Here is a 17,796-nt window from a genome sequence, read left to right on the forward strand (position 1 = left end):
GCCGAACTCACGCAGTTCGGCCGGCAAAGAACCGTGCGATCTCCGCCGCCGCCCGGTCCGGGGCTTCCCGATGCGGAAAGTGCCCGACGCCCTCCAATGGCGCGAGGTCCAGGTCCGAAAACGTCTCGCCGAGACGGTCGGTCCAGGCGTAGGGGAACAGCGGGTCGGCGGTGCCCCAGCGCACGCAGGTCGGCACGGTGATGGGGGCCTGCGGCGGGGCTTCGCCCTCGATCATGGCGAGGCGGCCGGCTTGCGCGCTGACGTACCAGTTGAAGCCGCCCTGCAGGTTGCCCGGAGCCATGAAGTTGTCGGTGAAGGCGTCGAGGACGTCGTCGAAGGCCGCCGGGTTGCCGCCGGCCCAGTGCCTCAGGAAGTGGCCGATGTAGAGCCGGCAGGCCTCGCGGGACGACCCGACGAGGGCGGCGGCGAACGGCTTCACATGAAACGATTGGTACCAGATCTCGGCGAGCATCTCGGGCGCGGCCAGGCGCGGACCGATGCCCGGATAGGGGCAGTCGAAGAAGAACAGGCCGGTGAGGCGTTCGGGTGCCGCACGCCCTAGAGCCTGACCGACATAGGCGCCGACATCGTGACCCACCACGCCGGCGCGCTCGATCCCGAGGGCATCGAGGAGCCCCACGATGTCGGCGGCGTGAACATCCGCGCCGGCCTCGGTCGAAGGGCCGGAATCGGGTTTCTCGCTGGTCCCGAAGCCGCGCAGGTCGGGCGCGATGAGATCGAACCGATCGGCAAGCCGCTTCATCACCGGCTCCCAGGTCAACCAGAATTCCGGCCAGCCGTGGAGCAGGACCAGGGGCTGGCCCTGTCCCACGTGGGCGACGTGGAGATCGACGCCGTTGGCGCGCACGGTCTCGTGGCGAATCGTCGAAGGGCTGTCCGTCATCGTTCACTCCCGCGCGACTGCCGCGCGGAGGATCAACGCGTGCGCACCGCGCTCACGTTCCCCGCAACCATCCCGGCGGCGCCGGACACGAGTTCGCACCACAGGAAGCGGGTGGGATCGACGGGACCGGGCGGGATCAGCCGGCCGGGCGGCACCGGCGTGAAGCCGAAGCGGCGGTAATAGGGGGCGTCGCCCACCAGCACGACGAGGCCGTGGCCAGCGGCGCGGGCCGCGTCCAGGCTCGCCCGCATCAGGGCGCCGCCGATGCCGCGCCCCTCGAAGCTCGGATCGACGGTGAGGGGCCCCAGCACCAGGAGGGGGCCTTGCGCCTCCGCCGGCCCGAGGCGCACGGAACCGACGAGGTAGGTGCCGACCAGCGCCGTGAAGCACAGGTCGGCGACGGGTGTGGTGCCCTCGCGCAGGCGGTAGGCGGTGCGGGCGAAGCGCCCCGGCCCGAAGGCGCGGGCGTGCAGGCGCTCGATGGCCTGCGCATCGCCGGGATGCTCCGTCCGGAGGACCAGGGGCAGAGAGGTCACGTGGCCCGGGCCGAGAAGTCGATGCGCGGGTCGATCCAGGTGTAGATCAGGTCCGACAGGAGATTCACCGCAAGCCCCACGAGGGAGAAGATGTACAGGGTCGCGAACACCACCGGATAGTCGCGCCCGACGATGGAGGTGAAGGACAGGAGCCCGAGACCGTCGAGGGAGAAGATCGTCTCGATGAGGAGCGAGCCGGTGAAGAAGGCCGAGATGAACGCCGCCGGGAAGCCCGCGATGACGATGAGCATGGCGTTGCGAAAAACGTGCCCGTAGAGCACGCGGCGCTCGGACAGGCCCTTCATCCGCGCGGTCAGCACGTACTGCTTGCGGATCTCGTCGAGGAACGAGTTCTTCGTGAGCAGGGTCGAGGTGGCGAAGGCCCCGAGCACCAGGGCGGCGAGGGGCAGGGCCATGTGCCAGGCGTAATCCACCGCCTTGCCCCACAGGCTCAAGCTGTCGAAGTTCTCGCTGGTGAGACCGCGTAAGGGGAAGATCTGGAAGAACGAGCCGCCGGCGAACAGGATGATCAGAGCGATGCCGAACAGGAAGCTCGGGATCGCGTAGCCGACGATGACGACGCCCGAGGTCCAGAGGTCGAAGCGCGAGCCGTCATGCACGGCCTTGCGGATGCCGAGCGGAATCGAGATGGCGTAGGAGATGAGCGTCATCCACAGGCCGAGGGAAATCGACACCGGCAGGCGCTCGCGGATCAACTGCAGCACCGACACATCGCGAAAGTAGCTGTTGCCGAAATCGAACCGGGCGTAGTCCCAGATCATCTTCAGGAAGCGCTCGGGGGCCGGCTTGTCGAAGCCGAACTGCTGTTCGAGCTTCTTGATGAAGGCCGGATCGAGCCCCTGCGCCCCGCGATAGCGCGCGCTGCCCTCGCCGCCGGCCCCGGACTTGGCCGCCCCGCCGAGATCGCCGGCCCCACCGGTGACCCGCGACAGGCTGCCCTCGCCCTGGCCCTGGAGCTGAGCCAGGACCCGCTCGACGGGGCCGCCGGGGGCGAACTGCACGATGACGAAGGTGATGAGCATGATGCCGAGGATCGTCGGCACCATGAGGGCGAGGCGGCGCAGGATGTAGGAGGGCAAGCGGGGGACCTCAGTTTCGGCCGATGCGCCGGGCCTTGGCGACATCGTACCACCACAGGGCGGGTGCGCCGAGGTCGTAGGCGGGCCCCTTGGCCGGGCGGCCGTAGACGTCCCACAGGGCGAGGCGATGATCCGCCTTGTACCACATGGGCACCCAGTAGCGCCCGGCCCGCAAGGTCCGGTCGAGGGCGCGGCAGGCGGTGACGAGATCTTTTCGCGAGGCCGCGTTGGCGACCTTATCGATGAGCCGGTCGATGGCCGGATTGGCGATGCCCGCGAGGTTGTTGGAGCCGGGCGTCGTGGCACTCCCCGAGCCGTAGGCCTCGCGCAGCTCGGCGCCCGGCGTCATCCCGCTGGCGTAGCGCCGGGACGTCACGTCGAAGTCGAAATCCTTGAGGCGGGACTGGTACTGCGAGGCGTCGACCACCCGCATGCGCGCCTTGATGCCGATGAGGCCGAGGTTGCGGATGAACGGGTGCGTCACCGGCTCGAAGACGGGATCGCTGTCGAGGAACTCGATCTCCAGGGGCTTGCCGCCGGGGAGCCGCACGACCCCGCCGTCCCGGGTGCAGCCGGCCTCGCGCAGGAGCGCCACGGCGCGGCTGAGATTGGCCCGGTCCTGACCCGATCCGTCGGACTCAGGGGGGCTCCAGGCCTCGCCGAACACCGCCGCCGGCAGGTCGGCGCGCAGGGGATCGAGGAGGGCGAGTTCGGCCGCGTCGGGCGTGCCCGTGGCCTTGAGGTCGGAATTCTCGAAGAACGAGGCCGTGCGGATGTAGGCCCCGTAGAACAGGTTCTTGTTCGACCACGCGAAATCGAAGCACAGGCCGATGGCCTCCCGCACCCGGGCATCGCGAAACGCCTCGCGGCGGGTGTTGAGGAACCAGCCCTGCGTGCCGGAGGGACGCGCATCGGGCACGATCTCCTTGCGCACCCGGCCCTCGGTGACGGCGGGAAAGTCGTAGAGCGTCGCCCAGACCCGGGAGGTGAATTCTTCGCGAAACGTGAAGGCGCCGCTCTTGAACGCCTCGAAGCCCACCTGCCGGTCGCGAAAATACTCGTACCGGATGGCGTCGAAATTGTTCTGGCCGATGGTCACGGGGAGATCGACGGCCCAGTAATCGGCCACGCGCTGCAGCTCGATGAAGCGGCCGGGCTCCAGGCGCCCGACCTGATACGGGCCAGAGCCGAGGGGCGCCTCCAGGGTCGAGGCCTCGAAGTCGCGCTTGTCGTAGTAGGCCGCCGAGAACACTGGCAGGCCGGCCACGAACAGGGGCAGGTCGCGGCTGCGGCCCGGCACGAAGTTGACCACGACGGTCTCGTCGCCCTCGGCGGTCGCCCCGCTCATATCCTGGAGCATCTGGGCGATGCCCGGATGGCCCTTGGCCTTGAGGATCATGAGCGAGAACGCGACGTCCCGGGCGGTGATCCGGGTGCCGTCGTGGAACCGGGCCTGGGGCCGCAGGGCGAAGCGGTAGGTCAGGCCGTCCTCGGAGATCTCCACCGCGCGGGCGAGTAATCCGTAGACGGCGTCGGGCTCGTCCAGCGCCCGCACCATCAGGGAGTCGAAGGTGAGGTTCATGCCGGCCGCGCCATCGCCGCGCAGGACGTAGATGTTGAGGGTGTTGAAGGTGTCGTTCGCCTGATTGCCCTGGGTGGAGGCGAGCTGCGCCGAGAACCGGCCGCCACGCGGCGCCTCGGGGTTGACGTAGTCGAAGTTCCGGAAGTCGGCGGGGTACTTGAGGTCGCCGAAGCTCGACAGGCCGTGGCGGGCGGCCGCTTCGGCCCGGCCGAGCCCCGGCAGGGCGGATGCGGCGGCAAGCGCCCCGGCGCCGAGGACGACCTTGCGCCGGCTCGGGCCGCTCAACGCGGGGCCCCGGTCTTGGCGGCGAGCGCCTCGTCGTACCACCACGTCGTCGGGAAACCCGAACTGCCGTAGGTCGGCAGGATCTTGGGACGGTTGAACCGGTTCCAGCGGATCGTCCGCGAGACGTTGGAGGCCCATTGCGGCACGACGTAATCGTGGGCGAGCAGCACCCGGTCGAGGGCATGGGTGGCGGCCAGAACGCCCGGCCGATCCTTCGCGTAGATCACCTTCTCCACCAGGGCGTCGATGCCTGCGTCCTTGATGCCGATGAGGTTGCGCGAGCCCTCCTTGCCGGCGGCGGCCGAGCCCCAGTACTCGCGCTGCTCGTTGCCGGGCGAGAGGGATTCGGGCCACGAGGTCGTGGTGATGTCGAAGTCGAAGGCGCGCAGACGGTTCTGGTACTGCGCCTGGTCGATGACCCGCAGATTGCTCTGGATGCCGATGAGCTTGAGCTGCGCGGCGAACGGCAGCACCACCCGCTCAAACACGCTCTGGAATTCGAGGAACTCGACGGTGAGGGGCTCGCCCGTCTTGGCGTTGACCATCTGGCCGCCGCGGAGCTCGTAGCCGGCCTCCTTGAGAAGGCGCACGGCCTCGCGCAGGTTGGCGCGCACGGAATCCGGCGTTCCGGCGACGGGGTTGGTGTAGGGCGTGGTGAAGACGGAGGCCGGGACCTTGTCGCGCACGCTCTCCAGGATCGCCAGCTCGTCGCCCTGGGACAGGCCGGAGGACGCGAGCTCCGAGCCGTAGAAGTACGAGTCGATGCGCTTGTAGAGGCCGAAGAACAGCGACCGGTTCATCTCCTCGAAGTTCATGGCGAGATTGAAGGCCCGGCGCACGCGCGGATCGGCGAACTTCGCCCGGCGGGTGTTGAACGCGAAGGCCTGCATGTTGCCGTTGCCGCGATCGGGGAACTCCTCCTTGACGAGGCGGCCCTCCTTCACGGCCGGGAAATCGTCGTAGGCGGTGGCCCAGTTGCGGGCGACGTTCTCGGCCCGGAAATCGTAGAGGTCGCCCTTCAGGGCCTCGATCTGCACGGTGGAGTCGCGAAAATACTCGAACCGCAGGGTGCCGAAATTGTTGCGCCCGACGTTCACGGGCAAGTCCTTGCCCCAGTAATCGGCCACCCGCTCGTAGGTGGCGCTGCGGCCCGGCTCGAACTTGGCGAGGCGATAGGGGCCGGAGCCGAGCGGGATCTCCAGGGTGGTCTGCGTCACGTCGCGGGGGCGTCCCTGTGCGTCCGTGCCCGTCCACCAGTGTTTCGGCAGCACGCGCAGCTGGCCGATGACCTGCGGCAGCTCGCGGTTTCCGGCCTCGGCGAAGCTGAACGTCACCTCGCGCGGTCCCGTGACCTCGGCCTTGGTCACGCTCTGGTAGTAGGCGGCGAGCGACGGGCTGTTCTCCTTCTGCACCTGGAAGGACCATACCACGTCCTCGGGGGTGATCGGCTTTCCGTCGTGCCAGCGCGCGCCCTCGCGCAGGCGGTAGGTGACCGCCGAGAGGTCGTCGGCGAGGCGCAGACCCTCGGCGACGAGGCCGTAGGACGAGAACGGCTCGTCCGCCGATTCCGTCGTCAGGGTATCGTAGAGCTGCGCGATGCCGTTCTCGAGGTCGCCCTTGCGGCCCGCCACGACGATGTTGAAGTTGTCGAAGCCCCCCTGCGCCCCGAGGCGCACGAGGCCGCCCTTGGGGGCGGCCGGGTCGGCGTAGTCGAAATGCTTGAAGTCGGGCGGGTATTTCGGCTCGCCCATGAGGGTGACGGCGTGGCGCCACGCGCCGGACGGCGCCGTGGCGGCAGCGGTCTGGCCGGCCGGATCGGGGGCAGCGCGCGCCACGGGCGCCATCGCGCAGAGGGCCAGGCCGGCGGCCAGGGACAGGGCGAAGGATCGTCCGATCAGGGCGTGTCGCATCACGATGGCGCGGTCTTTCCGGTTGGTCCAGGGCCTCGCGCATGCCGTCCGCACGACGACAGCAGGCGGCCGTTCTAGGACGGACTGAGGGGAGGCGCCAAGGGTGCGCGTCCGCGCAGTGGAGTGTGCGCGTCCGCGCAGTGGAGTGTGCGCGTCCGCGCAGTGGAGCGTGCGCGTCCGCGCAGTGGAGCGTGCGCGTCCGCGCAGTGGAGCGTGCGCGTCCGCGCAGTGGAGCGTGCGCGTCCACGCAGCTGTCCCATAGCCCCGAACGAAGAAGGCCGGGACTGAGCCCGGCCTTCTCGATCGTCAGGGGATTCGCCGACCTACTCGGCCGGCTTCGGCGCCGGAGCCGGCGGAGCTTCGGCCGGAGGCGCGGGCGGGGCAGGGGGGGCGTCGGCCGGAGGAGCCGGCGGGGCGGGCGGCTTCTCGGCCGGGGGGGCCGGAGGCGTCTCGGGCGCGGGCGGGGGAGCGGCCGGAGCCGGCTTGGCCTCGGCAGGTTTGTCGGCCGGCTTGGCCGCGTCAGGCTTGGCCGCGTCGGGCTTGGCCTCGGCCTTCTTCTCGGCCGCCGGCAGCGGCGCCGGGGTGTCGGCGAGGGTGCGCAGATACGCGATCACGTCGGCGCGCTCGGTGGGCGAGGTGATGCCGGCGAACGCCATCTTGGTGCCGGCGACGTAGCCTTTCGGGCTCGTCAGGAAGTGGTCGAGTTCGTCGTAGGTCCAGGCGCCGCCCTTCTCCTTGAGGGCGGCCGAGTACTCGAACCCGCTCTCATGGGCCTTCTGGCGCTCGACGACGCCCCAGAGGTGCGGGCCGACCTTGTTGGGGCCGCCCTTGTCGAAGCTGTGGCACGAGGCGCACTTCTTGGCGGCCGACTGGCCCTTGTCGGCGCTGGCGCTGGCCAGCCGGATCGGCAGGGGCTCGGCCTTCGCCTCGGGGGCACCCCCGGCGGCCTTGGCCTGCGGCTCGGGCAGGGCGTAGCCGGCGGCGCCGGCGGGCTTGGGATGGTAGATCAGCTCGGCGACGAACCCGGACCCCACGGCGAACAGGAGTGCGCCGAGCGCAGCACCCGCGACCTTGTTCAGCTCGAAAGAGTCCATTCTCGACAACTCCGATGCGTCCGGCTGGGCGCGTGTGCGGGCGGGTCCGGACACGGGATGTGTCGGACTTTGGAAACAGTCGAGGGTGCTTAGCCGCTGGAGCCCGATCTTGACAATGGCGCTCGGGGACGCCGCGTAGTCGCAGAGGCCGATCCGTCACCCGTGTGGCGCCGAAATCCGGCCCCCGCATGACAACACCCGCCCCCACTGCTAAGCGGACCGCGTGAAACGCGCCGCAGCGCGGCGTTTTGCGAGAGACACGCGGCAGCCGGCCGGCCGGAGCGATCGTCGAAGATATGTCCGACCCCCTCGTGCTCATCCCCGCGCGCCTTGCCGCGACGCGCCTGCCGGACAAGCCGCTTCTCGATCTCTGCGGCGCCCCGATGATCGTCCATGTCTGGCGCAGGGCCGTGGAGGCCGGGATCGGCCCCGTGGTGGTGGCCACCGACACCGCCGCCATCCGTGACGTGATCGAGGCCGAGGGCGGCATCGCGGTGATGACCCGGGCCGACCACCCGTCGGGGTCGGACCGCCTCGCCGAGGCCCTGGAGATCATTGATCCGCAGGGCAACCACGACATCGTCGTCAACGTGCAGGGCGACCTGCCGACCATCGATCCGGCCATCATCGGCGCCGCGATCCTGCCGCTGGCCGACAAGGCGGTGGACATCGCCACCCTGTGCGCGCTCATCACCGACGAGGCGGAGCGCGACGATCCCAACGTGGTCAAGCTCGTGGGCCATCCCATCTCCCCGCACCGCCTGCGGGCGCTCTACTTTACCCGGGCGCGGGCGCCGTGGGGGGAGGGGCCGCATTACCATCACATCGGCCTCTACGCGTATCGCCGCCGGGCGCTGGCGCGGTTCATGGCCCTGCCGCCCGGCACGCTCGAGGTCCGCGAAAAGCTCGAACAGCTGCGGGCGCTGGAGGCCGGCATGCGCATCGACGCCATCCTGGTCGACGATCTGCCGCTCGGCGTCGACACGCCGGCCGACCTGGAGCGCGCGCGCGCCGTGCTCTCGGCCCGTCGCCTGAACTGAACAGCCCGACCCGACAAAAGCCCGACCCGAGAAGAGTCCGATGCCCCACCGCACCATCTCCTACCAGGGCGAGCCCGGCGCCAACTCGCACATCCTCTGCGCCCAGGCCTATCCCGACTGGACGCCGCTGCCGTGCCCGACCTTCGAGGACGCCTTCGCAGCGGTGAACGAGGGCCGCGCCGCCCGCGCGATGATTCCCATTGAGAACTCCATCGCGGGCCGGGTCGCCGACATCCACCACCTCATCCCGACGGCGCGCCTGCACATCGTGGCCGAGCACTTCCTGCCGATCCATTTTCAGCTGATGGTTCTGCCGGGGACCGAGGTGGAGGCGCTGCGAAGCGTGCACAGCCACGTCCACGCGCTGGGCCAGTGCCGCAAGATCATCCGGCGCCTCGGCCTGCGCGCCGTGGTGGCGGGCGACACGGCGGGCGCCGCCCGCGAGGTCGCCGAGGCGCGGGACCCGAGCCGAGGCGCCCTGGCGCCGGCGCTCGCGGCCGAGGTCTACGGCCTCGAGATCGTGGCGCGGGACGTCGAAGACGAGAGCCACAACACCACGCGCTTCGTGGTGTTCGCGCCCGATCCGAAGCCGATCGCGGCGGAGGCGGGTCCGGCGGTGACGAGCTTCATCTTCCGGGTGCGCAACATCCCGGCCGCCCTCTACAAGGCGCTCGGCGGGTTCGCCACCAACGGCGTCAACATGTCGAAGCTCGAGAGCTACATGGTCGAGGGCCAGTTCTCGGCGACCCAGTTCTACGCCGAGGTCGACGGCCACCCCGACGAGCCGGGCCTCGCCCGCGCCCTCGAGGAACTCGCCTACTTTTCGCGGGAGGTACGGATCATCGGCACCTACCCGGCCGATCCCTATCGCGAGGTCAGCCGCCTGGCGGCGGAGTAGGTGGCCCGACGGCGGACCTGCATCACGCCGCGGCGGCGCGCAAGCCCGCCCGATATGCCTGGGTCTGTCCCGCGTAACCCCATGCGTCACCGGGCACTTCGTCGATGACGACGTAGGTCGCCGTGGGCAACTCCCGACCCAGCACGGCGCCGAGCAGCGCGTGCGCGGCGGTGACGAAGTGTGCCTTCTCCTGCGTCGTGTTGGTGCCCGAAGTCACCTTCGCGTCGAGATGAGCCGCGACTGTGACCGGCGCGGCGCCGACGGTCCAGGAGGCCGTCTCCACCCGCTCGATCAGGACGGCCGTGAGATCGGCCTTCTTGCGGAGCACATCCGCCATCAAGGCGGTGATGCCCGCCTGCAAATCCTCGATCTGCGCCGCCGCGATCGGGCCGGCAACCTTCACGTTCACGAACGGCATTTCGCCCTCCACGCCATCCGGCTCGGCCATCCCGAACCTTCGACACGATGAAGGTAGGCGCGCCACATCATTTCGAATATCAGAAACTTTTAAACTGATAGTTTTACAAAACAGAACGATCGCGATGTTGCCGACGAATCTCGACATGGACGTTCTGCGGTCCTTCGTGACCGGGGTCGATCTCGGCGGGTTCGCCAAGGCGGCCACACGGCTCGGCCGCTCGCCATCGGCGGTCAGCCTGCAACTCCGCAAGCTGGAGGATCAGGTCGGAAGGCCGCTCTTCCGGAAACAGGGACGCGGCCTTACCCTGACCGAGGCCGGGGAAACGCTGCTCGGCTACGCCCGTCGGCTTCTCGATCTCAACGACACCGCCCTGGCGGCCCTGCGCGTGCCTGCTTTGTCCGGTGATGTCCGGGTCGGTCTACCGCAGGATTTCGCCGAGACGCATTTCCCGACGGTCCTGGCCCGGTTCGCGCGCGCGCATCCGGGCGTCCGCATCGAAGCCCGGGTCGAAAGGAACGCCGAACTGCGTGCCGCCTTCGAGGCGGGGGATCTCGATCTCGTTCTCCTGTGGCGGGAGGACAACGGACTATCGCGAGGCGAAACGGTGATCGATCTGCCCATGGTCTGGGTCGGTCCGCATGACGGCTACAGGCATGAGCCCGGCCAAGCACTTCCTCTCGTGGCCTTCGATGCACCATGCCTGTTCCGGCGCGCCGCCCTCGCTGCCCTCGACGAGGGTGGCATCCCGTGGCGAACGAGCTTCAGCAGCCCAAGCCTGACCGGGCTCTGGGCGGCCGTCGCGGCCGGGCTCGGCGTCACGGTGCGAACACCCCATGGCCTCCCGCCGGCACTCTCGCCGCTCGACCCGACGGCGGCGGGCTTGCCGAAGCTGCCCTGCCTGAGCCTGTCGCTGCTGAGCGCGGGATCGAGCAATCCGACCGCAGAGCACCTCACGACCGTTCTCAGGGAGTCCTTCGCGGGCGGGGCCATCCAACTGGAACGCGGCGATCTTACGGAAGACGGATCTGTGATCCAACGACCGCCATCACTCTGACGTCATCGCCGACCGGCATAGGGAGGGCTCGGCTTCCGATACCCGGCCGCCGATGCCGCCTCAGCCGCCCCGGCTCGTGCTCGCCAGCCCCGCCGTCCGGCAGATGTCCTTGGCGGGTTCGTTGAGGATGGTCTCGGCCGCCGGCACGTCGCGGTCGGCCTCGACCATGCGGGCCTGGATCGGCGAGACCGCCGGGGCGGCGGACGCGTAGGCCATGGCGGTGGTGGGAACGCTCGGGGCCGCGGGGGCACCCGGCTTGCGCTTCTCGTAGAACGCGTTGCCGCCGGCCACCGCCACGTAGTGCATGTTGTCATAGGGGAAGCGCAGGCCGGCCGTGTGGAAGTGCATGGCCCGGCCGACCTTGGGGTGGCGCTGGCCGTCGAGCACCGCGTCGGTCACCTCGGCGACGCGCTGCAGGTCCTTGGCCTCCATGGATTTGGTCAGCACGCCCGGCGCAAATTGCCGGGGCTGGCCGACCACGGAGCAGATGCCGCTCCCCGGGGGCGCCGATTTCACGCGGTTCATCACCACCGTGCCGACGGCCAGCAGCCCGTCGCGGTCGCTGCGGTTCGATTCGAAGTACATGGCCCGCCCGAGGCAGTCGCGCTCCGCGTCCGTGGCGGCGACGGGCTGGGCCAGGGCGACGGAGCCCGTGGTCTGGCCGGGAATCAGGGTGGAATTGCAGGCACCGAGGGAGGGGACCGCCAGGATCAGACCGAGGAGAGAACCCGTTTTCGTCGCCCACGAACCCTGCATGCCGTCTCGCTCCCTAGTGATGTGTTCGCCGGGGCGCGGGGCCGGGGGCGATGCGTGACGGTCAGGCTTGGCCGTCATTCGGGTCTTTTTCGGGCAGCGCCCGGAGGTCAGGCGGCTTTCGGCCGGGCTGCGTCGCACGTCGCCGGGGACTGTGCCGTATCGGCCTCACCCAGGACGGGCGCCGGGGGAAACTCGATGATGCGCAGGACCGCGGCGGCGGGCGCCTCCGGCTCGGACGGCGCAGCCTCGGGGACCGGGGCCTCGGGAACGGGTGCCGGGCGCGACTGGGCGAACAGGGCGGCACCCGCCTTGGACCCGGCGGCCTTGATCAGGGTGGCCTCGCCGCAGGTGCCGGCCATGCGGTGGCCGAGGTCGAGGAGGCGCTCGCGCTCGACGCAGTAGGCCGCCACCCGGGCGCGGGCGTATTCCGGCATGCCGGCGATCAGGGCGTCGAGTTCGGCGCCCTGCGCCCGGTACAGGGTGGTGATGAGCTCGACGGGGATCGGGTACTTCGCCAGGGTCGGCGCGGTCGGCCGGAGGGGAGAGGCTGCCATCGCGGGTCCAGTCACTGTGCGGAAGCACCAGTTCGGCCCGATTTGGTTAACGGAGGGTTACTCGCGCTTGATCAGCCGATCGACCACGAGGTCCGACCAGAAGCCCGGGCGGAAGTCGCGCTTCAGGGCCTCGGGGTCGTAGACCGTCTCGACCCAGGTGAGGAAGTCGAGGCCACGCGCCTCGCCCTCTCGCAGGTACGCCGCGAAGAACGCGTCGAGGATGCCGGTCTTGGCGAAGCGGAAATGGCCGTAGCGGGCCGAGAGCTGGCCCATGGCCTCCGCGACGGGCCGGCCTTCGTGCAGGATGAGGTAGAGCACCGCGCCCATGCCGGCCCGGTCCGCGCCCGACTTGCAGTGCATCATCGCCGGATACTCGACGCCCGCGAAGAAGTCCTTCGCGGCCAGGATCGTCTCGCGGGACGGGGCCTCGCGCGAGCGCAGGACGAATTCCACCAGGGTCAGGCCCTGGCGCGCGCAGGCCTCGCGCTGGAGCGGCCACGAGCCGTGCTCGCGCCCGCCCCGGAGCGAGATCACCGTGCGGACGCCCTGGCGCTTGAACCAGGCGAGCTGGTGCGGCGTCGGCTGGGCCGAGCGCCACAGCTTGCCCTGGCCGACCCGGTGGCGGTTGAGATAGGCGAGGCGAAACACGCCGTGATCGACCAGCAGCATGTTGGCCCAGGCCTTCGCCCGCGAGACCGGGCCGGCGATGGGCCGCTCGAACCGGGCGATGCGGGCCATGCGCCGCGCGTAGCGGGTCTCTGGCTTGAGGAAGCGCTTGAACACGGAGCGGGGAACGTCGCGGCTGTCTCGGGGGGAGTCCCCAGCCTCTAACAGGCGCTCACCGGCCGGGCAAACCGAGGCGCGCGATCCGGCATCGCCCTTGCCTTGTCTTCGCCCGGATCGTCATCTTCGATACCGTCGTCGGAGCGATGCCATCGAGCGCGGGGACCGTCATGAGCACGAGCACCACCAGTATCCGCCGCGCCCGCCCCACCGATGCCGACCGCCTGTCGGACGTGTTCGACGAGACCTGGCGCGCGGCGTATCGGGGGCTCATCCCGGGCGTCTCCCTGGAACGGATGATCGCCCGGCGCAGCGCGCAATGGTGGCTCGGCGCCGCTCAGCGCCGGCGCCCCCTCGTGGTGGTGGAGACGGGCGAGGGCGTGGTGGGCTACGCGGTCTACGGACCGGCCCGGAGCCGCAGCCTCGGCACCGAGGGCGAGATCGACGAACTCTACATCCGGCCGGAGTACCAGGGCCTCGGCCTCGGCCGCCGCCTGTTCCGCGCCGTCCGCAACGACATGCACGACCACGGCCTCCACACGGTCGGGGTCTGGGCGCTCGAGGGCAACGACCGGGCGGAGACGTTCTACCTGGGGCTCGGCGCCACCGTCGCCGGGCGGGGCAGCGACAGCATCGCCGGCTCGGTGCTGCCCAAGGTCGGCTATCGCTTCGACTGACGCCGCCTCGCCAAACCGCGACGGCCTCCCCACCTGAGGTCCGGGCCGTTCCGGCCGGAGGGAGAGCCGATGGACGCCACCGGGCACGAGACCGTCACCGCGCGGGACTGGGACGACCGCGTCGCGCGGCTCACGGAGAAACTGCCGGCGCGCCTGGCCCGCGCCCTCGACTGGCTGCGCGAGCCCTCGCGGCGGATCATCCGGATCGTCGCCGCGCTGCTGTTCATCTTCGGCGGGGTGTTCTCGATCCTGCCCGTGCTCGGCCTGTGGATGCTGCCCGTGGGCCTCGCCCTCCTCAGCGAGGACGTGCCCGGCCTCAAGGTGCCCCTGGAGCGGAGCGCACGCTGGATCGGGGCGACCTGGGCCCGCGTGACGGCATCCTTCAAGAGATAGACGTCCTCCGCGCGGACGCGTGATAATCCCCGCCAAACGTAGCCGGGCAAGGGAGCCGGCGATTTCCTTGGTGACGCAACGGCCCTAAGACACGCCGGGAGAGGCCCTGGCGGCCCGGAAAACGCGGGAGAAACAGCTCATGATCATCGACAACGTCTCGATCGGAAAGAACGCGCCCGACGACGTGAACGTCATCATCGAGGTTCCCATCGGCGGCGACCCGATCAAGTACGAGATGGACAAGGAATCCGGTGCCCTCGTGGTCGACCGGTTCCTCTACACGGCGATGCATTACCCGGGCAATTACGGCTTCATCCCGCACACCCTCTCGGGCGACGGCGACCCGTGCGACGTGCTCGTCGCCAACACCCGCGCCATCGCGCCGGGCGCCGTCATGAGCGTGCGCCCCGTCGGCGTGCTGGTGATGGAGGACAATGCCGGCGAGGACGAGAAGATCATCGCCGTGCCGTCGCGCCACCTCACCATGCGGTACGACCGCGTCGAGAACTACACCGACCTGCCCGACATCACGATCCACCAGATCCAGCACTTCTTCGAGCACTACAAGGATCTGGAGCCGGGCAAGTGGGTCAAGATCGTGCGCTGGGGCGACAAGGCCGAGGCCCACCGCCTCATCCTCGAGGGCGTCGAGCGCGCCAAAGCTAACAAGGCGAAGTAAGCCCGAAGCGGCGCGGGCGGCCTACAGGGCCTGCCCGCGCAACAACCTCGGCAGGGTGCCGCGCGCCGCGGCGGCCTGCCCGATGAACAGGCGCTTGAGGCCGGGCAGGCGGTCGACGAGGCCGAGGCCGAGGTCGCGCGCGAGGCGCACCGGCAGGGCGTCCGTGGAGAACAGGCGGTTGAGCCCGTCCGTCATCGCCCCCATGGCGAGGGTCTCGAACCGGCGGTCGCGCTCGTAGGCCTGCAGCACATCGGGCGCTCCCGGATCGAGGCCGAGGCGCAGGGCGTCGGTGACCGCCTGCGCCAGGGACGCCGCGCCCGCGAGCCCGAGGTTCAGCCCCTGGCCGGCGATGGGGTGGATGACGTGGGCGGCGTCGCCCAGCAGCGCCATCCTGTCGGCGCGGAACCGGCGGGCGATGCCGAAGGCGAGGGGGTGCGCGCTCGGGCCGGCCTCCAGCACGAGGCGGCCGAGGCCGTGGCCGAACCGGCGCTCGATCTCCGCCAGGGTCTCGTCGGGGCCGCCGCCGAGGAGGGCGGGGACATCCGCCGCCCGCTCGGTCCAGACGATGGACGAGCGGTGCGAAGGTTTCCCGTCTTCGCGTTCGCCGCCATCGACGAGGGGCAGGATGGCGAAGGGACCGCTCGGCAGGAAATGCTCCCAGGCGCGGCCCGCATGCGGGCGCTCGTGCCCGATGGTCGCGACGATGCCCGATTGCGGATACGACCAGCCGACCCAGCCGATGCCGGCCCCCTCGCGCAGGCGCGAGCGCGCCCCGTCCGCCGCCACGAGGAGGGTCGCGGATTCGGTCCGTCCGTCCGTGCGCTGGAGTTCGATGGCCTCGGGCCCCGGATCGGCCGCCGCGATCCCGACGGCATCGAGGACCACGCCCGCCTTCGCGCAGGCCGCCAGCAGCGCTTCGACCAGGGGCTCGGCCTCGACCATGTGGGCGAAGGGCTCGCCGGCCTGCGCGTCCTGTGCCGAAGGCTCTTGCGCGGAAGGCTCTTGCGCGGAAGGTTCTTGCGCGGAAGGTTCTTGCGCAAAGGTGAGGAAGACCGGGCGGACGGGGTCGGCGAGCCGGCTGTCGCTCACCACCATGTCGCGGATCGGCTCGGCCGCCACGGAAACCGTCTCCCAGATCCCGAGGCGCTCGAACATCCGCCGCCCGCCCGCCGCCACGGCGAAGGCCCGGCCGCGGTGACGCGACGCGCCGGAGGCCAGACCCGGATCGCAGACGGTGACGGCCAGGGCCGGGCCGTGGGCCTGCTTCAGGGCGAGCGCCAGGCTCAAGCCCGGAATCCCGGCCCCGGCCACCACCACCCTGCGCTGCCCCGATCCGCCCATCGCGCGTCCCCCCATCGAACTCGCCCGGAGTGCCACTCCCCGGACCTCAGGGCAACGCGCGGGCGTCGCCCGCGGCAGCGGCATCGTCGCCGGCCGCATGGATCACGGCACCCAGGCTTGCTATGGCGGCCCGATCGTCCGTCTGACCACCGAGGGCACCCATGGCCGGCATCGTCGCCGAACTCCTCGACATCCTCGATCTCGCGCCCTTGGGGGCGGACCGGTTCCGGGGCGAGAGCCTGCAGACCGGCTGGTTCCGGGTGTTCGGCGGACAGGTGGTGGCGCAGGCCCTGGTGGCGGCCTCGCGCACGGTGCCGGAGACGCGTCCGCCCCACTCCCTGCACGCCTACTTCCTGCTGGGCGGCGATCCCAAGGCGCCCATCGACTACGCCGTCGAGCGCATCCGCGACGGGCGCAGCTTCGCCACCCGCCGGGTGGTGGCGACCCAGCACGACCGGGCGATCTTCGCCATGTCGGTCTCCTACCACGATGCGGAAGCGGGGGCGGTCCATCAGGCGACGATGCCGGACGTGCCGCCCCCCGAGGCGGTGGCCGAGGCCCCCGCCGCCGCCGCGCAGGCGGCCCGGGACGGCGCGGTGATCCCGGCGCCGATCCTGTCCTACTTCGGGCGCAAGCGTCCCATCGAGCTGCGGCCCGTGGAGATCGAGCGCTACCTGCGCCGCGCGCCGCGCGATCCGCGCTTCCATGTCTGGATGCGCGCCGTCGACCGTCTCCCCGACAATCCTGCGATCCACCGCGCGGTGCTCGCCTACGCCTCCGACATGACGCTGCTGGACGCCACCCTGATTCCGCACGGGCAGACGGTGTTCGACGGCGAGATCCAGTCGGCGAGCCTCGACCACGCCCTGTGGCTGCACCGTCCGTTCCGGGCCGACGACTGGCTGCTCTACGCCCAGGACAGCCCGAGCGCCGAGGGTGCGCGGGGCTTCGCCCGGGGCCAGATCTTTTCGCGGGACGGCACCCTGGTGGCCTCCGTCGCCCAGGAGGGCATGATCCGGCCACGTCGTCCGGAGGCCTGAACGTTCGGTCCGCCGATGCGGCGCGTCGACCCCACATTTGCCGGTTTTTACGGCAACATGCCTTCTGAGATTGCAAACTTGGCTGGAATCACGCCTGCATCGGCGGCAGCGTTCGGACAGTTTCTGGGCAGATACGGCCATGGGGAAAAAGTTCCCTTTGGCATAGTCCTTGAATGAGGCGGTCGAGCGTCAGGGTCATTCCGATCCGCGCGGAATCAACCGGACCAGCCGGGTCGCGACGCACAAGCGCGCCGGCCGGGTGACCACTCGGGACAAGGGGGCGCCGCCCATGAAAATCGTGATGGCTATCATCAAGCCGTTCAAACTGGAGGAGGTCCGGGACGCCCTGACCGGCATCGGCGTGCACGGGCTCACCGTCACCGAGGTGAAGGGCTACGGCCGCCAGAAGGGCCATACCGAGATCTACCGCGGCGCCGAGTACGCCGTGAGCTTCCTGCCCAAGCTGAAGATCGAGGTGGCGGTGGCCGCCGATCTCACCGGCAGCGTCATCGATGCCATCGCGGCCGCCGCCCGCACGGGCCAGATCGGCGACGGCAAGATCTTCGTGCTGCCCCTCGAGAAAGCGGTGCGCATCCGCACCGGCGAGACCGACATCGACGCCCTCTGAGGGCCGGAAGCTTCCACCGCGCGCCCGTTTCGACGGGCCTGGGGAGAGTCGGGCCACCGGCCCCCGCCCTTCTGCCCGCCCTTCTGATTGTCCCCTTCAGCATCGCACAGCGACCGGGAGT

19 protein-coding genes are annotated in these 17,796 nt (G+C 70.3%); 8 read left to right on the forward strand and 11 right to left on the reverse strand.

Annotation, left to right across the window (positions count from 1 at the left end; all coding sequences use genetic code 11):
* Positions 1–7 precede the first annotated feature (7 nt).
* The 6 genes from MKK49_RS11755 to MKK49_RS11780 all read right to left on the reverse strand — a co-directional run bounded on the left by MKK49_RS11755 (position 8) and on the right by MKK49_RS11780 (position 7,411).
* Positions 8–904: an alpha/beta fold hydrolase gene (locus MKK49_RS11755; protein WP_244028526.1), complete on the reverse strand. Its 897-nt coding sequence runs from the start codon at positions 902–904 to the stop codon at positions 8–10.
* A 32-nt stretch (positions 905–936) separates the two neighbouring features.
* The gene (locus MKK49_RS11760) at positions 937–1,440 is read right to left on the reverse strand and encodes a GNAT family N-acetyltransferase (protein WP_244028528.1); all 504 of its coding nucleotides are present in this window, start codon (positions 1,438–1,440) and stop codon (positions 937–939) included.
* Entirely contained in the window at positions 1,437–2,540 is a 1,104-nt protein-coding gene (locus MKK49_RS11765; RefSeq protein ID WP_244028530.1) for a microcin C ABC transporter permease YejB, read from the reverse strand. Before MKK49_RS11765 ends, MKK49_RS11760 begins: the two co-directional genes overlap by 4 nt.
* Positions 2,541–2,550: 10 nt before the next feature.
* Positions 2,551–4,407, reverse strand: a complete 1,857-nt coding sequence (locus tag MKK49_RS11770) for an extracellular solute-binding protein (RefSeq protein ID WP_244028532.1) — start codon at positions 4,405–4,407, stop codon at positions 2,551–2,553.
* Positions 4,404–6,317, reverse strand: a complete 1,914-nt coding sequence (locus tag MKK49_RS11775) for an extracellular solute-binding protein (protein WP_244028783.1) — start codon at positions 6,315–6,317, stop codon at positions 4,404–4,406. Before MKK49_RS11775 ends, MKK49_RS11770 begins: the two co-directional genes overlap by 4 nt.
* A gap of 323 nt (positions 6,318–6,640) precedes the next feature.
* The gene (locus MKK49_RS11780) at positions 6,641–7,411 is read right to left on the reverse strand and encodes a c-type cytochrome (protein ID WP_244028534.1); all 771 of its coding nucleotides are present in this window, start codon (positions 7,409–7,411) and stop codon (positions 6,641–6,643) included.
* Positions 7,412–7,707: 296 nt separating this feature from the next.
* Here MKK49_RS11780 and MKK49_RS11785 point away from each other — a divergent pair, with 296 nt between their 5' ends.
* Together MKK49_RS11785 and MKK49_RS11790 are read left to right on the forward strand one after the other, a co-directional pair.
* Positions 7,708–8,451 (forward strand): 3-deoxy-manno-octulosonate cytidylyltransferase, encoded by a 744-nt coding sequence (locus MKK49_RS11785; protein ID WP_244028536.1) that lies wholly within the window; start codon positions 7,708–7,710, stop codon positions 8,449–8,451.
* 40 nt (positions 8,452–8,491) lie between these two features.
* Positions 8,492–9,349, forward strand: a complete 858-nt coding sequence (locus MKK49_RS11790) for a prephenate dehydratase (RefSeq protein WP_244028538.1) — start codon at positions 8,492–8,494, stop codon at positions 9,347–9,349.
* Between the two features lie 22 nt (positions 9,350–9,371).
* Here the strand turns inward: MKK49_RS11790 and MKK49_RS11795 are convergent, their stop codons facing one another.
* A complete protein-coding gene (locus tag MKK49_RS11795; protein WP_244028540.1) occupies positions 9,372–9,797 on the reverse strand; it encodes a tautomerase family protein in 426 nt (141 codons plus the stop codon).
* A gap of 115 nt (positions 9,798–9,912) precedes the next feature.
* On the opposite strand from MKK49_RS11795, the gene MKK49_RS11800 reads away from it, so the two are divergent.
* Positions 9,913–10,824: a LysR substrate-binding domain-containing protein gene (locus tag MKK49_RS11800; RefSeq protein WP_244028542.1), complete on the forward strand. Its 912-nt coding sequence runs from the start codon at positions 9,913–9,915 to the stop codon at positions 10,822–10,824.
* A 60-nt stretch (positions 10,825–10,884) separates the two neighbouring features.
* Here MKK49_RS11800 and MKK49_RS11805 read toward each other — a convergent pair whose 3' ends face one another.
* The 3 genes from MKK49_RS11805 to MKK49_RS11815 form a co-directional block, all read right to left on the reverse strand.
* The gene (locus MKK49_RS11805) at positions 10,885–11,580 is read right to left on the reverse strand and encodes a cell wall hydrolase (protein ID WP_244028544.1); all 696 of its coding nucleotides are present in this window, start codon (positions 11,578–11,580) and stop codon (positions 10,885–10,887) included.
* Positions 11,581–11,687: 107 nt separating this feature from the next.
* Entirely contained in the window at positions 11,688–12,134 is a 447-nt protein-coding gene (locus tag MKK49_RS11810) for a hypothetical protein (RefSeq protein ID WP_244028546.1), read from the reverse strand.
* Positions 12,135–12,191: 57 nt separating this feature from the next.
* Positions 12,192–12,917, reverse strand: a complete 726-nt coding sequence (locus MKK49_RS11815; RefSeq protein WP_244028548.1) for a fused DSP-PTPase phosphatase/NAD kinase-like protein — start codon at positions 12,915–12,917, stop codon at positions 12,192–12,194.
* A gap of 170 nt (positions 12,918–13,087) precedes the next feature.
* On the opposite strand from MKK49_RS11815, the gene MKK49_RS11820 reads away from it, so the two are divergent.
* The 3 genes from MKK49_RS11820 (at position 13,088) to ppa (ending at position 14,666) form a co-directional block, all read left to right on the forward strand.
* Complete coding sequence (locus MKK49_RS11820) at positions 13,088–13,594, forward strand: GNAT family N-acetyltransferase (protein WP_244028549.1); 507 nt, start codon at positions 13,088–13,090, stop codon at positions 13,592–13,594.
* 69 nt (positions 13,595–13,663) lie between these two features.
* Entirely contained in the window at positions 13,664–13,987 is a 324-nt protein-coding gene (locus MKK49_RS11825; protein ID WP_244028551.1) for a DUF2892 domain-containing protein, read from the forward strand.
* Between the two features lie 139 nt (positions 13,988–14,126).
* Positions 14,127–14,666, forward strand: a complete 540-nt coding sequence (gene ppa / locus MKK49_RS11830) for an inorganic diphosphatase (protein ID WP_147711206.1) — start codon at positions 14,127–14,129, stop codon at positions 14,664–14,666.
* Between the two features lie 21 nt (positions 14,667–14,687).
* On the opposite strand, the gene MKK49_RS11835 is transcribed toward ppa, so the two are convergent.
* Positions 14,688–16,007 (reverse strand): FAD-dependent monooxygenase, encoded by a 1,320-nt coding sequence (locus tag MKK49_RS11835; RefSeq protein WP_244028553.1) that lies wholly within the window; start codon positions 16,005–16,007, stop codon positions 14,688–14,690.
* Between the two features lie 161 nt (positions 16,008–16,168).
* On the opposite strand from MKK49_RS11835, the gene tesB reads away from it, so the two are divergent.
* Entirely contained in the window at positions 16,169–17,047 is an 879-nt protein-coding gene (tesB, locus tag MKK49_RS11840; protein WP_244028556.1) for an acyl-CoA thioesterase II, read from the forward strand.
* Between the two features lie 289 nt (positions 17,048–17,336).
* Positions 17,337–17,675: a P-II family nitrogen regulator gene (locus tag MKK49_RS11845; RefSeq protein WP_244028558.1), complete on the forward strand. Its 339-nt coding sequence runs from the start codon at positions 17,337–17,339 to the stop codon at positions 17,673–17,675.
* Positions 17,676–17,796 lie beyond the last annotated feature (121 nt).

It is taken from the genome of Methylobacterium sp. J-090 (assembly GCF_022829345.1).
GTDB lineage: Bacteria > Pseudomonadota > Alphaproteobacteria > Rhizobiales > Beijerinckiaceae > Methylobacterium.